General features: G+C 74.0%; 13 protein-coding genes. 11 read left to right on the top strand and 2 right to left on the bottom strand.

Annotated elements, in window-relative coordinates; translation table 11 throughout:
- A partial coding sequence (locus EF918_RS23125) for a YoaK family protein (RefSeq protein WP_148141256.1) occupies positions 1-627 on the top strand: 627 nt, incomplete at its 5' end.
- Here the strand turns inward: EF918_RS23125 and EF918_RS23130 are convergent.
- Entirely contained in the window at positions 569-1,435 is an 867-nt protein-coding gene (locus tag EF918_RS23130) for a DMT family transporter (RefSeq protein ID WP_125650007.1), read from the bottom strand. The genes EF918_RS23125 and EF918_RS23130 overlap by 59 nt on opposite strands.
- 131 nt (positions 1,436-1,566) lie before the next feature.
- Between EF918_RS23130 and EF918_RS23135 the strand changes: the two genes are divergently transcribed.
- The 7 genes from EF918_RS23135 to EF918_RS23165 all read left to right on the top strand — a co-directional run bounded on the left by EF918_RS23135 (position 1,567) and on the right by EF918_RS23165 (position 10,668).
- Positions 1,567-2,613, top strand: coding sequence for an AI-2E family transporter (locus EF918_RS23135; RefSeq protein ID WP_260610536.1), 1,047 nt, complete (start codon positions 1,567-1,569; stop codon positions 2,611-2,613).
- 428 nt (positions 2,614-3,041) lie between these two features.
- Positions 3,042-5,039, top strand: coding sequence for an RICIN domain-containing protein (locus tag EF918_RS23140; protein ID WP_260610537.1), 1,998 nt, complete (start codon positions 3,042-3,044; stop codon positions 5,037-5,039).
- Positions 5,040-5,409: 370 nt separating this feature from the next.
- On the top strand, positions 5,410-6,768 hold the full coding sequence (locus EF918_RS23145; RefSeq protein ID WP_260610538.1) for an alpha/beta family hydrolase: 1,359 nt from the start codon (positions 5,410-5,412) through the stop codon (positions 6,766-6,768).
- A 278-nt stretch (positions 6,769-7,046) separates the two neighbouring features.
- Positions 7,047-8,504 carry an APC family permease gene (locus tag EF918_RS23150; RefSeq protein ID WP_260610539.1) on the top strand — a complete coding sequence of 486 codons (1,458 nt, stop codon included), beginning with the start codon at positions 7,047-7,049 and terminating at the stop codon, positions 8,502-8,504.
- Positions 8,505-8,598: 94 nt separating this feature from the next.
- Positions 8,599-9,603, top strand: a complete 1,005-nt coding sequence (gene dhaK / locus EF918_RS23155; protein ID WP_125650011.1) for a dihydroxyacetone kinase subunit DhaK — start codon at positions 8,599-8,601, stop codon at positions 9,601-9,603.
- Between the two features lie 64 nt (positions 9,604-9,667).
- A complete protein-coding gene (gene dhaL, locus EF918_RS23160) occupies positions 9,668-10,273 on the top strand; it encodes a dihydroxyacetone kinase subunit DhaL (RefSeq protein ID WP_125650013.1) in 606 nt (201 codons plus the stop codon).
- A complete protein-coding gene (locus EF918_RS23165; protein ID WP_125650014.1) occupies positions 10,270-10,668 on the top strand; it encodes a PTS-dependent dihydroxyacetone kinase phosphotransferase subunit DhaM in 399 nt (132 codons plus the stop codon). Before dhaL ends, EF918_RS23165 begins: the two co-directional genes overlap by 4 nt.
- 63 nt (positions 10,669-10,731) lie before the next feature.
- Here the strand turns inward: EF918_RS23165 and EF918_RS23170 are convergent, their stop codons facing one another.
- Positions 10,732-11,103 carry an RNA-binding S4 domain-containing protein gene (locus tag EF918_RS23170; RefSeq protein ID WP_125650016.1) on the bottom strand — a complete coding sequence of 124 codons (372 nt, stop codon included), beginning with the start codon at positions 11,101-11,103 and terminating at the stop codon, positions 10,732-10,734.
- Between the two features lie 114 nt (positions 11,104-11,217).
- Here EF918_RS23170 and EF918_RS23175 point away from each other — a divergent pair, with 114 nt between their 5' ends.
- The 3 genes from EF918_RS23175 to EF918_RS23185 form a co-directional block, all read left to right on the top strand.
- Positions 11,218-11,613, top strand: coding sequence for a molybdopterin-binding protein (locus tag EF918_RS23175; protein ID WP_125650019.1), 396 nt, complete (start codon positions 11,218-11,220; stop codon positions 11,611-11,613).
- 184 nt (positions 11,614-11,797) lie between these two features.
- Positions 11,798-12,625, top strand: coding sequence for a molybdate ABC transporter substrate-binding protein (gene modA / locus EF918_RS23180; protein ID WP_125650021.1), 828 nt, complete (start codon positions 11,798-11,800; stop codon positions 12,623-12,625).
- A 95-nt stretch (positions 12,626-12,720) separates the two neighbouring features.
- The coding region (locus EF918_RS23185; RefSeq protein ID WP_260610542.1) for an ABC transporter permease at positions 12,721-13,694 on the top strand (974 nt) is incomplete at its 3' end.

A 13,694-nucleotide genomic window follows, 5' to 3' on the forward strand; every position in this document is an offset into this window, starting at 1 on the left:
GGCCGGGCGGGCAGCCTGCCGACGCTGGCCCCGGCGATCTCGCTGGGCGCGTTCGCCGTGGGGGCGGTGGCCGGTGCCCGGCTGGAGGCGCGGGCCCAGGCGCGGGGCCGGCGGTGGTTCGTGCTGGGGCTGTTCGTGGAGGCCGGGGTGCTGGCCTGTGCCGCCGTGGTCGGCTGGGGGCTGGCACCCCACTACGGCTCGCCGACCCACCGCCATCTGGCGGTGATCGCCGTCCTGGCCTTCGTGATGGGCATCCGGAACGTCACGGCCATGCGGGTGGGGCTGCCCGGCGTGCCGACCACCTTGTCGACGCGGAGCCTGACCGGCTACCTGGGTGCGGTGCTCGGCCGCGACGCCTCGTTCGACCGGGGCGGGGCGACCTGGCAGCGGCGGGCCGCCGCCGTGGTGGCGATGTTCCTGGGCGGGGCGGCCGGGGCCCTGCTGGTGCGGGCGGGCTGGCCGGTGAACCTGCTGCTGGCGCCGGCCGTGCTGCTGGTGCTGGCGCTGGCCCTGTTCGAACGGACCCAGCCCCCGCTGGGGCCGCCCGGCACGGGCCGGCCGGCCGGCGTCATCCGGCGGCTGTGTGCCCGCTGCGCCCGTTGCGTGCCAGGGCGAACACCCCGGTGACGATCAGGGCGACCCCGAGGAGCTGGGGCACCAGCCACCAGCCCGACCGGAGGTGTTCCTCGTAGAGCAGCACGCCGAGGAGCAGGCTCACGGTCGCGTCGCCGAGGGTGAGCGCGGGCTGCGAGGCGACCAGCGGCCCGCCCTGCATGGCGTGTTCGAGCAGCAGCAGGGCGCAGATCCCGCTCGCGGCGAAGGCGTACGTCTGCCAGCCGGTCAGGAACCCGGTGATGCCGCCGACGTCGAGGAGGTGCAGGGAGGTCTTCATCAGGGCCGCGGTCAGGGCGTAGCAGACGGCGGTGGCGGCCCCCAGGCAGCCCGCGCGGGCCCGGCCGGGCGGGCGGCGCAGTCCGGCGGCGGTCAGGAGGAGCACGGCGGCGGCGCAGGCGATCAGGGCCGGGAGCCACCGGTCCAGCGCCACGTGCGTGCGGTTGCCGGTGGGCGAGGCGGCGGCGAGCGCCACACCGAGCCCGGTCACCACGCCGGCCACGGCCAGCCAGAGGCTGCCGGGCAGCCGCCGCCGGGTCAGGAGCGAGGCGATCAGCAGGGCCAGGGGGAGTTCCAGGACGAACAGCGGCTGGACGAGGGCGAGCGGGCCGGTGGCCAGGGCCGCGGCCTGGCCGGCCCCGGCGACGATCACGGCGAGGATCCCGGCGAGCCAGACCGGCCGGCGCAGCAGGTCCAGGACGAGCCCGGGGCGGAAGCCGCGGTCCTGCGGGACGGTGAGGGCGGCGCGCCGCTGGAGCACGGTGGCCAGCGCGTTGCTGACCGCGGCCAGGAGCGCGAAGAGGACCGGCAGCACGACGCCCATGCCCCGATCCTCGCCGGGGGCGCGGTCCGGGCGCGGCAGGCGGCGCGCGGTGCGCGGGCGGCGGACCCCGGTCGGGCGAATGTGGGCCCGCGGGCGTGGGCCGGGCGGCCGGGGGTGGTACGTCGATGGGCATGGAGCCCCAGGTGTCACCCGTGCTGCGCAGGGCGGCCGCGTACGCGTGGCGCCTGATCGCCGTCGGCGTGGCCGTGTACGGGATCTTCGTGGTGCTGGGCCGGTTCCACGAGATCGGGATCGCGCTGTTCCTCGGGCTGGTGGCCACCGCGCTGCTGCGGCCGGTGGCCGATCTGCTGGCGCGCCGGCTGCCGCGCGGACTCGCGGTGGGCATGACGCTGATCGGGAGCTTCGTGCTGGGGCTGGGGGTGCTGGCGCTGGTCGGAGAGGCGGTGGCCGGGGAGAGCGAACGGCTGGTGCGGGAGTTCCGGGAGGGGCTGGGCAGTATCGAGACCTGGCTGGAGCGTCCGCCGTTCCGGCTGGACCCGGGGGTGCTGACGGACCTGCAGAGCCGGATCGGCGCATATCTGGGCAGCCATCGCTCGATGCTGCTCAGTACGGCGGTCAGCGGGGTGGGCCAGGTGGTCAAGGTGCTGACCGTGCTGGTGCTCGCGGTGTTCTGCTCGGTGTTCTTCATCCACTCGGGCGACCGGCACTGGGCGTGGTTCTGCGCGCAGCTGCCGGTGACGGCGCGCGAGCGCTGGCGGGTGGGCGGCCGGGCGGCGTGGCGGACGTTCACCGGGTACACCCACGGCATCGTGCTGGTGGCCGGGACGAACGCGATCCTGGTGGGCCTGGCGCTGTACTTCCTGGGGGTGCCGCTGGCGGTGCCGCTGGCGCTGCTGGAGTTCGTGGCGGCGTTCGTGCCGCTGATCGGTTCGCCCATCGCGCTGGCGGTGGCGGCGGTGGTGGCGCTGGCGGCGAAGGGGCCGCTGGTGGCGGCCCTGGTGGTCGCGCTGATCGTGGTCATCGGGCAGATCGAGGGGCATGTGCTGCACCCGCTGGTGATGAGCTGGGCGGTGCGGCTGCACCCGGTGGTGGTGGCGGTATCGGTGATCGCGGGGGCCATCGCCGCCGGGGTGGTCGGAGCGATCGTGGCGGTGCCGCTGGTGTCGGTGGTCTGGTCGGTCCATCTGGCGCTGCGAGGGCCGCGGGGGGCCGGGTAGCGGAGCCGGCCCCGCCCTCATCCCTGACGGCCCGTGTTCAAACTGATGAACCCTCACCGCTCGTGACGGGCGCAATTCACGACGTGATGGACGGGTGAAAGTTGTACTGAATTCCCGTCAACAACACTTTCCCGCATATCTCGATTTGATAACGACATCCTTAAGAAGGCCTGGACCATTTCTGCGCAACGCGCGTAACTCCCTTTAACTGCAAGCAAGTTGAGTGTTCGTCAAATTGAACCACAAGGTAACGGAACGGATTCTCGGGAGCGGAACCCGTTTGTCCGAATTCTCCGGCGATCTCGTCTGGCAGGCTTCCGCGCACCCACTCTCCTGACCAAGGAAATGAGGTGTGCATGTCCAGGCATCGAAGACTGAAAGAGCGTCAGCGACCGCCCAGGCGCCGGTTCATAGGCATGACCGCCGCCATGGCCATCGCTGCCGCGATAGCCGGCGGCGTGGCGTACGAGGCCGGCCGTGACGGCGCTCCCCCGAACACCGTGGAGCTCGCCGGACCGGCGGTGGAGGCCGAGCCGGCCGCCGCGCCCGCCCGGGACAACGACCCGGAACCGCTGAGCTCCGTGCCGTCCAACGACCCGCCCCGCGGCATGATCTACGACGGCCTGAAGGCCGCCCCCAAGGGCGACCGCTGCGCCGGCGTCTACAGCACCGAGACCGGCCTGTGCACCCACGGGCCCGACGCCCCGCCGAGCGGCGTCGACATCAAGAAGGACACCCAGCCCGCGGTCAAGGCGGTCGCCGAGGCCGCCGACCCGGCGAAGCCCGCGGCCGAGGACCCGGCCCCCGAGCAGTCCGGCGGACGTTCTCAGGCCACGCCCGCCGTCGACGCCCAGGCCAAGCCGAGCGGCAGCGCCGCCGCACCGCCCGCCGCCCCCTCCGGGCAGCAGAAGACCGCCGCAGCCGGACCCGCCGGCCAGACCGTCCAGTGCGACGGCGACGGCAGCACCGGCAACCGCGTGCAGGTCGTCTACGTCCACCCGCCCGGCCAGGACCGCTACTCCGAGTACGTCGCGTCCTTCCGCAAATGGGCGGCCGACGCCGACCTCATCTACGCGAACAGCGCCCAGGAGACCGGCGGTGTGCGCCACATCCGCTACGTGACCAACGCGGACTGCACCCCGACCGTGCAGAGCGTGGAACTCCCCTCCTCCGCGCTGGGCGAGTTCAATGCCACCAACCAGGCGCTCGCGGCCAAGGGGTTCAACCGCAAGGACCGCAAGTACATGATCTTCGCCGACGCGCAGGTCTACTGCGGCATCGGCACCTTCAACGGGGACGAGCGGCCCGGCCAGAACAACCTCAGCAACTTCGGCCCCTCCTACGGCCGCACCGACACCGGCTGCTGGGGCGGCCACACGGCGGCCCACGAGCTCGGGCACAACCTGGGCGCGGTCAACAACAGCGCGCCCAACACCAGCCGCGGCGCGCACTGCACCGACGAGTGGGACGTCATGTGCTACTCGGACACCCCGTACTACCCGCAGATGCGCAACGTCTGCACCAACAAGGCGTCCGAGAACATCCTCGACTGCAACCACGACGACTACTTCCACACCAGCCCCAAGCCGGGCAGCTACCTGGCCACGCACTGGAACATCGCGGACAACCAGTTCCTGATGAAGTCCGGCGGCGGGGGCGGCACCGACCCGGGCCCGGGCCCGAACCCGAGCCCCAAGCCCACCCCGACGCCGAGCCCGACGGTCAAGCCGGGCGCCGGTCCGAACGTGACCGTCGGCCAGATCCGCGCCGACTCGGTGGTCGTCAGCTGGCCGCAGGTGCCGAACGCGGCCTGGTACCAGGTGATGTTCAACGGCAAGCACCTGACCTGGGTGCAGGGCACCGTCCTGCGGATCTACAACCTCCAGCCGGGCACCTCGTACAACGTGGCGGTCTCCGTCCGTGACACCGCCGGCCGCGACAGCGGCCCCGGCAAGGCCACGGCCTTCCGCACCACCGGCGCCGGCGACACCACCACCACGCCGAACACCCGCTACCAGCTCGGCAACGGCACCTCCGGCCTGAACGCCGAACTCTGGGGCGGCCGGTCCGCCGACGGCGCGGTCCTGGTCGGCTCGCGCGGCACCGGGGTCGCGCACCAGCAGTGGTACTTCGACGACGCCGGCGGCGGCCTCGTGCGGATCCGGTCCGTCTCCTCGGGCAAGTGCCTCCAGCCCGGCGGCACGCCCACGGCCGGCATGTGGATCGCCCAGCAGCCCTGCGACACCGGTTCCCAGGCGCAGGCCTGGAAGCTGACGGCGCGCGGCGGGTCGGTCACCGTGACCGAGCGCAGCGGGGCCTTCGCCCTGACGGTGAGCAACCGCCCGTACTACGGCACCCAGCTGCTCGACCTCCAGCAGGCGGACGGCCGTCCGGCCCAGGTCTGGACCGTCCAGAAGGTCGGCTGACCCGGCCGGGACCTTCCCCGGGCACCTGGTGCTGTGTGACCACCAGGTGCCCCCCTCCCACCGGCAGGCGGGCCGTCACGGGGCGGCCCGCCTGCCCGCTCGTCCACGCTCCCCCCTCACCCCTCCGGAGCAGCACCATGCACAGACGGATCACCACCGCGGCCGCGGCCGCCCTGTCGTTCGCCCTCACCCTCGGCCTGCCCGCCGTCGCGCAGGCCCACGGGGACACGCTCAAGGTGGTCGTGACCGGCCACCGCGAGGGCCGGGTCACCACCGACGTCACCTGGGAGAACGACGGCGACGCCGTCGACACGAAGGTGGCCGCCACCGTGAACGCGGTCAGCGAGGACGGCGCGCGCACCACCGGCCCGTGGCCGCTGGTCAAGGACACCGCCTCCCCGGCCGGCTGGACCACCACCGAGGCGCTGCCCGCGGGCCGCTGGAAGGTCACCGTGGAGGTCGGCTTCCCCGGTCTCGGCCGCGCCGAGCGTCCGGGCGACCTCGGCGGCCACCGGCACCCCTCGACGTGATCGTGGTCCGCAAGCTGGGCGTCCCCTACCGTCCCGAAGTCGCCTTCGGCGCGCTCGGTGAGGGCGGTGCGCTGGTGATCGACGAGGACACCGTCCGCGCCGCGGGCCTCGGCTCCCGGGAGTGCACCGAGGTGGAGCGGCGCGAGCGCGCCGAACTCGACCGGCGGCTGGCCCGGTACCGGACGGGCCGGGACCGGGTGCCGCTGGCCGGCCGGACGGTGGTGATCGTCGACGACGGCATCGCCACCGGCGCCACCGCCGCCGCGGCCTGCGAGGTGGCGCGCGCCCAGGGCGCCGCCCGGGTGGTGCTGGCGGTCCCGGTGGCCGCGCCGCAGGCCGTGGAACGGCTGCGGCACGTGGCGGACGCGGTGCTGTGCCTGTCGGCGCCGGCCGACTTCGCCGCCGTCGGGCAGTGGTACGACGACTTCGACCAGACCTCCGACGAAGAGGTCGCGGCCCTCCTCGCACAGGCCGACGCCCGCCGCACCGGCACCGGGCGCGCCGGGACAGCGGGCGCCGAGGCGCAGGGCATCGAGGCGGCGGGCGTCCCGGGGGCGACCGTCGAGGTGGCTTCGGACGGGGTCGTGCTGCCCGGCCTGCTGACCGTGCCCGCCGGGGCCCCGGGCGTCGTCGTCTTCGCCCACGGCAGCGGCAGCAGCCGCACCAGCCCCCGCAACCGCCAGGTGGCCGACGCCCTCGACGCGGCCGGGCTCGGCACCCTGCTGTTCGACCTGCTGACCGAGGCGGAGGCGAAGGCGGAGACGGCCGCCCGGGAACACACCTTCGACATCCCGCTGCTGGCCCGGCGGCTGTCCGGGGCCACCGCCTGGCTGCGCACCCGTACGGCCGTCCCCCTGGGGTTCTTCGGCGCCAGTACGGGGGCCGCCGCGGCCCTGTCGGCCGCCGCGGAGCCGGGGTCCCCGGCCGCCGCGGTGGTCTCGCGGGGCGGCCGGCCCGATCTGGCCGGGGACCGGCTGGGCGACGTACGCGCTCCCACGCTGCTGGTCGTGGGCGGCGCCGATCCCCTCGTGCTCGACCTCAACCGGCGGGCGGCGTCCCTGCTGCGCTGTCCGCACGAGCTGGCGGTGGTGCCCGGGGCGGGCCACCTGTTCGAGGAGCCCGGGGCCCTGGAGGCGGTCGCGGAGCTCGCCCGGGACTGGTTCGTCCGGTACCTCGGCCCGGGGCAGGACGGCTCCTGAGGCCCGCCGTCGGCAAACCGTAAGGAAATTCTCAGGGCCGCGGCTGCGGTTCCCGTAGCTCCCGTTCATGCTGCGTTGACGGTTTCTTAACACTGTCCGCGGCAAGATCAGCGCGTCGGAGCAACGAATTCCGCAGGGGATCGGCTATTGACCTGCGGATCCCGTGGGGCTTTCCATGTCGGCCCGGGAGCGACACGAACCACCCCTGACCGCCACGCCTCGGAGGCGATACCGCTCCCCGCTCAGTCACCGCACCAGCCGATCGGAACCACGCACCGATGTCAGACTTCCCCAGCGCCCCGCAGGCCCTCTCCCCGAACACCGGCCCCGTCCCGCAGAAGCTCAAGCGTTCCATCGGAGTCGTCGGGGGGACCCTGCTCACGCTGTCGTGCGTGACCCCCGCCTCGACGCTCTTCGTCGTCGTCCCGGACCTGTTCGCCGACCTCGGCACCTGGACCGCCCTGACCATCGCCATCGGCTCGCTGCTCTGCGTCGGCGTCGCGTTCTGCTACTCCGAGCTGGGCACCCTGATCCCCAGCGCCGGCGGCGAGTACGCCATGGTCTCCACCCTCGCGGGCCGGCTCACCGGCTGGCTGGTGTTCGTCCTGTCGCTGCTCGTGGTGATGATCGTGCCCCCGGTGATCGCCATGGGCACGGCCGACTACCTCGCCCCGGTCGTGCACATCCCGGCACCCGTCGCCGGCGGCGCCGTGATGCTGCTGGCCACCCTGGCCGGTCTGCTCGACCTGCGCGCCAACGCCTGGATCACCGGCATCTTCCTGGTCCTCGAAGTGGTCGCCGCGGCGCTGGTCGCCGTCCTCGGCTTCGCCCACGGCGAGCGCGGGGCCGACGCCCTGGTGCACGGCACCGCCGCCGCCGAGGGCGGGAGCACCTCCCCGGTCACCGCCATGATGGTGGTCTCGGGCCTGGCGATCGCCCTGTTCATCACCCAGGGCTTCTCCACCGCCGTCTACCTGTCGGAGGAGCTGGAGAACCCGCGGCGCAACGTCGCCCGGACCGTGCTCGCCACCCTGGCCATCTCCACCGCCGTCATCCTGGTCCCGGTCATCGCCATCACCGTCGGCGCCCCCGACCTCCAGGCCCTGGCCGACGGCGACCTCGGCGGCATGGTCACCGCCTGGTCCAACTCGGCCGTCGGCACCTTCGTCAGCCTCTGCGTCGCCCTCGCCATCATCAACGCCGGCATCGTCATGGTGATCCAGAACTCCCGCGTGCTGTTCGCCTCCGCCCGCGACAAGGCCTGGCCCGCCCCGGTCAACCGCGCGCTGTCCCGGCTGGGGCGGTTCGGCTCCCCGTGGGTGGCCACGCTGGTGGTCGGCGTGCCCGGCGCGGCGCTGTGCTTCGTCAACCTCGACACGCTCTACGGCGTCACCGGCGTCTCGGTGACGGGCATGTACCTGCTGGTGGCCGTGGCCGCGCTGTTCAGCCGGCGCGGCGCCCACCGCACCGCCCCCGCCTGGCGGATGCCGCTGTGGCCGGCCGTCCCGGTGGTACTGATCGCCGTCCTGACGTACATCCTGACCCAGCAGGAGACGCAGTACCTGCTGTGGGCGGGCGGGATCACCGCCGTGGCCACCCTCTACTGGGCGCTGTACCTGCGCCCGCACCCGGAGTCGCGCTGGCTGGTCAGCGTTCCGGAGGACACCATGGAGGAGGAGGCCGACGGGGCAGCGGCGGCCGACGGGCCCGACGCGGTCGCGGTGGCCGTCGCCTGACGCCGGCACCGGCGGATCCGTGTCCTCGGGTGGTGGGGCGGTCGCGGCCTCTATGTTGAGTGCGGCCGCACCGCCCACCGTTCGAGGAGTGATCATGAAGATGCTCATCAACAGTCCCGAGACCGTGGTCGCCGACGCGCTGCGGGGTCTGGCCGCCGCGCACCCTGAGCTGGACGTGGACGTGGAAGGGCGGGTCGTCACCCGCCGCGACGCCCGCGGCAGCGGCCGCGTCGGCCTGGTGTCGGGCGGCGGTTCGGGGCACGAGCCGCTGCACGCCGGGTTCGTGGGACCCGGCATGCTGTCGGGGGCCTGCCCCGGCGAGGTGTTCACCTCGCCCGTGCCCGACCAGATGTCCCGGGCGGCGGCCGCGGTCGACGGCGGCGCGGGCGTGCTGTTCGTCGTCAAGAACTACACCGGCGACGTCATGAACTTCGAGATGGCCGCCGAACTCGCCGGCGAGGACGGCATCCAGGTCGAGCAGGTGCTGGTCAACGACGACGTCGCGGTCACCGACAGCCTGTACACGGCCGGCCGGCGCGGTACGGGCGCCACGCTGTTCGTCGAGAAGATCGCCGGGGCGGCGGCCGAGGAGGGCCGGCCGCTGGACCAGGTCGCGGCCCTCGCCCGGCGCGTCAACGAGTCCTCCCGCAGCTTCGGCGTGGCACTGAGCGCCTGCACCACCCCGGCCAAGGGCAGCCCGACGTTCGACCTGCCCGACGGGGAGCTGGAGCTCGGCATCGGCATCCACGGCGAGCCGGGCCGCGAGCGCCGCCCCATGATGCCGGCCCGGGAGATCGCCGAGGTCTCGCTGGGGCCCGTACTGGAGGAGCTGGCCGACATCGGCCCGGTGGACGGCCCGGTGCTGCTGCTGGTCAACGGGATGGGCGCGACCCCGCTGCTGGAGCTGTACGGCTTCCACGGCGAGGTGGCCCGGGTGCTGGCCGACCGGGGCGTGACCGTGGCCCGGGCGCTGGTCGGGAACTACGTGACCTCGCTGGACATGGCCGGCTGTTCCGTCACGCTGTGCCGGGCCGACGAGGAACTGCTGCGGCTGTGGGACGCGCCCGTGCAGACGGCCGCGCTGCGCTGGGGCCGCTGACCTTATGGTGGCGTCCAGGCCCCGGCGAGCCCGGCGGGGCCGGTGCGAGGCGTGAGGAGACCAGGTGCGTGACACGCAGTTCTTCCGGCGCTGGATGGCGGCGACGGCCGCCGCGGTGGAACGGGAGGCGGCCCGGCTGACGGAGCTCGACTCCCCCATCGGCGACGCCGACCACGGCAGCAACCTGCTGCGCGGCTTCACGGCCGTCGAGTCGGCCCTGACGTCCGATCCGCCGACGAGTCCGGGCGCGCTGCTCCAGGTGGCCGGGCGGACCCTGATCTCGACGGTCGGCGGCGCGTCCGGGCCTCTGTACGGGACGCTGCTGCGGCGCGCCGGCAAGGAGCTGGGCGACTCCACCGAGGTCTCCGACGAGCAGCTCCGGGCGGCCCTGCGGACCGGGGTGGACGCGGTGGCCCAGCTCGGTGGGGCGGCGCCCGGGGACAAGACGATGCTGGACGCCCTGGGACCCGGCGTGGCGGCGCTCGCCACCTCGTACCGGGCCGCCGCCGACGCGGCCGAGCACGGCGCGCTGGCCACCGTACCGATGCAGGCCCGCAAGGGCAGGGCCAGTTACCTGGGCGAGCGCAGCATCGGGCACCAGGACCCGGGGGCCACGTCCTCGGCCCTGCTGCTCGGGGCGCTCGCGGACGCGGCCGAGGGGGACGCATGAGCCCCGTGGGCGTGGTGCTGGTCTCCCACAGCGCCGAGGTCGCACGGTCGGTGGCCCGGCTGGCCCAGGACCTGGCCGGCTCCGGCGCGACGGTACCGGTGGCGGCGGCGGGCGGCACCGCCACCGGGGAGCTGGGCACCAGCTCCGAGCTGGTGCTGGCGGCGGCACGGGAGGTGGACGGCGGCGAGGGCGTGGCCCTGCTGACGGACCTGGGCAGCTCGGTACTGACGGTGAAGACCCTGTTGGAGGACGAGGAACTGCCCGCCGGTTCCCGCCTGGTGGACGCCCCGTTCGTGGAGGGCGCGGTGGCCGCGGTGGTGACGGCCGCGGCCGGCGCCGACCTGGACGCGGTCGAGGCGGCGGCCCAGGAGGCGTACGCGTACCGGAAGGTATGAGGTGCGGGGCGCGCGAAGGGCGCGCCGGCGCCGGGCCGGGTGGGCCGGCCCGGCGCGGCGGGGTCAGCGGCCGCGGAGGTGGTTCAGTTCGCGGCGTTCGCGCTTGGTGGGGCGGCCTGCGCCGCGGTCGCGCAGGCCCACCGCGGCCGCCTCGACCGGCGTCGGGGGCGGCGGGCTCTTGTCGAGGTAGGCCTCCGCGGCGGCCGGGGCACCCACCCGCTTGGTGAGCGCCTGCTGGACCACCACGATCCGTTCGCGGCCGGCGTGGAAGAGCCGGATCTCGTCGCCCACCCGCACGGGCTGGGCCGGTTTGGCCCGTTCGCCGTTGACCTTCACATGGCCGGCGCGGCAGGCCGTGGCCGCGATCGAGCGGGTCTTGGTGAGCCGGACGGACCAGATCCAGGCGTCCACCCGTGCGCTTGCGTGATCAGCCATGCCCCCGACTCTAGGGGACGGACTTCGGCGGATACGACAGCATGGTGGCTTCTGCCATGTATTTCAGGCCGAACAACTTGCAGATGCGTCTCGATGCCCCCTACCGTGGCGCGCATGCAGGAGTACACCATCGGCCAGGCGGCGCGTCTGCTGGGCGTCAGCCCGGACACCGTACGCCGCTGGGCCGACGCCGGCCGGGTCGCCACCCATCGCGACGACAGCGGCCGACGGCTCATCGACGGCCGCGACCTGGCCGCGTTCTCGGTGGAGGTGGGCCAAGGGGCCTACGCCGAGGAGGAGGAGCCGTACACCTCGGCGCGCAACGCGTTCCCCGGGATCGTCACCGCCGTGAAGCTCGGCGACGTGGCCGCCCAGGTCGAGATCCAGGCCGGCCCGCACCGGCTGGTCTCGCTGCTGACCCGCGAGGCCGTCGAGGAGCTCGGACTGGAGGTCGGCATGCAGGCCACCGCCCGTGTGAAGTCCACCAACGTGCACATCGACCGCACCTGAGACCTGGGCGCGGGCGCGGCGCCGACCAGCCACCGGCCACCGGCCACCGGCACGACCGGCCACCGCTGCGACCGTCCGTTGCCGCCCCCGACCGCACCCGCGTACGGCCGTACCACCGCATCTGACGCCCACCCGCTCCGCCGTCACCGGCGCGGGTCATCAGCCTGACCCTAGGAGCACCACCATGTCCGTGTCCGTCCTCGTGACCCGCCGCCGCGTCGCGGCCGCCGCCCTGGCCTCCGCGCTGCTCGCCGGCCTGACCGCCTGCGGCAGCGGCGACTCCGGCAAGGAGTCCACCGCCTCCGCGACCCCGTCCGCGGCCGGCCCGGCCGCCGGTGAGGCCAAGCCGGCGAAACTGACCGTGCTGGCCGCCTCCTCGCTCACCGACGTCTTCAGGACCGCGGGCGCCGCCTACGAGAAGGCGCACCCGGGCACCCGGATCACCTTCTCCTTCGCCGGTTCGCAGGAGCTCGCCGCCCAGGTCAAGCAGGGCGCCCCGGCCGACGCGCTGGTCACGGCCGACACCAGGACCATGGACGGTCTGAAGGGCGAGACCGGCGACTCGAAGATCATCGCGAAGAACCGCCTGGTCATCGCCACCGTGAAGGGCAACCCGCACAAGATCGGCGGGCTGAAGGACCTGGCCGACACCAAGCTGAAGGTGGTCCTGGCGGCGCCCGAGGTGCCGGTGGGCCGCTACAGCAAGGAGATCCTGGACAAGCAGGGCGTCACGGTGAAGCCGGTCTCCCAGGAGCCGAACGTCCGCGCCGTGCTCTCCAAGGTCGAGCTCGGTGAGGCCGACGCGGGGCTGGTCTACAGGACCGACTCCGCCAAGTCCAAGGACAAGGTCGAGACGGTGGAGATCCCGGACGACCAGAATGCCGTCGCCTCCTACCCGGCCGCCTCGCTGAAGGCGTCCAAGAACGCCGAGGCCGCCGCCGCGTTCGTGGCCTGGCTGAGCACCCCGGAGGCGCAGAAGATCCTCCAGGAGGCGGGCTTCCAGCAGCCGTAGCCGCCTGTCCAGGGGGAGAGGGGCTGCCCGGTCCGGGGGGACGGGCAGTCCCTCTCCCCGCATCCGTCCCCGCACGACCAGGAACCCGAGCCGACATGAGCAGACCCCGTTCCCGTACGCCCGTGGCCCTGGCGCTGCCCGCGCTGCTCGCCGTCGCGTTCCTGCTGATGCCGCTGATCGGCATTCTGGTCCGGACGGACTGGTCGGAACTCGGCAGCCATCTGACCACGCCGGGGGTGGTCGAGGCGCTGCGGCTGTCGCTGGTGGTGTCGTTCTGGGCCCTGGGGCTCTCGCTGCTGCTGGGGGTCCCGCTGGCCTGGCTGCTGGCCCGGGTGGAGTTCCCGGGCAAGGCCCTGGTGCGGTCGCTCGTGCTGCTGCCGATGGTGCTGCCGCCGACCGTGGGCGGTGTCGCCCTACTGCTGGGCTTCGGCCGGCGCGGGCTGCTCGGGCCGTGGCTGGACGAGACGTTCGGGATCACCCTGCCGTTCCACACCTCGGGTGCGGTGGTCGCGGCGACGTTCGTGGCGATGCCGTTCCTGGTGATCAGCCTGGAGGGCGCGCTGGGCGGGCTGCGGCAGAGCTACGAGGAGACGGCCGCGTCGCTCGGGGCCTCGCCCCTGCGGGTGTTCGTCACGGTGACGCTGCCGATGGTCGCGCCCGGGCTGGTCGCGGGGGCGGCGCTGACCTGGGCGCGGGCGCTCGGCGAGTTCGGCGCCACCATCACCTTCGCCGGGAACCTGCCCGGCACCACCCAGACCCTGCCGCTCCAGGTCTACCTGCTGCTGCAGGACCGGCCGGAGGCGGCCACCTCGGTGTCGCTGCTGCTGCTCGCCATCGCCATGGCGGTGCTGATCGCGCTGCGCGGCCGGTGGAACGGACGGCCGGCCGAGCGGGAGCGGCACGCCGGCGCGCCGGCGCCGGAGGAGGCGGAGCCCACGCCGCTGCCCGCGGCGGACGGGGCGGACGGGGCGGACGGAGCGGCCGGGACGGGCGGAGCGGACGGGGCGGACGGAGCGGCCGGGACGGGCGGAGCGGCCGGGGCGGTGCGGCCGGAGCCGGGGGCCGACGG

It is taken from the genome of Streptomyces sp. WAC06614, from assembly GCF_003949795.1.
Classification (GTDB): Bacteria; Actinomycetota; Actinomycetes; order Streptomycetales; family Streptomycetaceae; genus Streptomyces.

What these genes read in the sequence shown, in the direction of transcription:
- dhaK (WP_125650011.1), top strand. Translation starts at nt 8,599, where the DNA reads ATGAAGATGCTCATCAACAGTCCCGAGACCGTGGTCGCCGACGCGCTG.
- EF918_RS23150 (WP_260610539.1), top strand. Translation starts at nt 7,047, where the DNA reads ATGTCAGACTTCCCCAGCGCCCCGCAGGCCCTCTCCCCGAACACCGGC.
- EF918_RS23170 (WP_125650016.1), bottom strand. Translation starts at nt 11,103, where the DNA reads ATGGCTGATCACGCAAGCGCACGGGTGGACGCCTGGATCTGGTCCGTC.
- EF918_RS23135 (WP_260610536.1), top strand. Translation starts at nt 1,567, where the DNA reads ATGGAGCCCCAGGTGTCACCCGTGCTGCGCAGGGCGGCCGCGTACGCG.
- EF918_RS23140 (WP_260610537.1), top strand. Translation starts at nt 3,042, where the DNA reads ATGGCCATCGCTGCCGCGATAGCCGGCGGCGTGGCGTACGAGGCCGGC.
- EF918_RS23130 (WP_125650007.1), bottom strand. Translation starts at nt 1,435, where the DNA reads ATGGGCGTCGTGCTGCCGGTCCTCTTCGCGCTCCTGGCCGCGGTCAGC.
- modA (WP_125650021.1), top strand. Translation starts at nt 11,798, where the DNA reads ATGTCCGTGTCCGTCCTCGTGACCCGCCGCCGCGTCGCGGCCGCCGCC.
- EF918_RS23165 (WP_125650014.1), top strand. Translation starts at nt 10,270, where the DNA reads ATGAGCCCCGTGGGCGTGGTGCTGGTCTCCCACAGCGCCGAGGTCGCA.
- EF918_RS23175 (WP_125650019.1), top strand. Translation starts at nt 11,218, where the DNA reads ATGCAGGAGTACACCATCGGCCAGGCGGCGCGTCTGCTGGGCGTCAGC.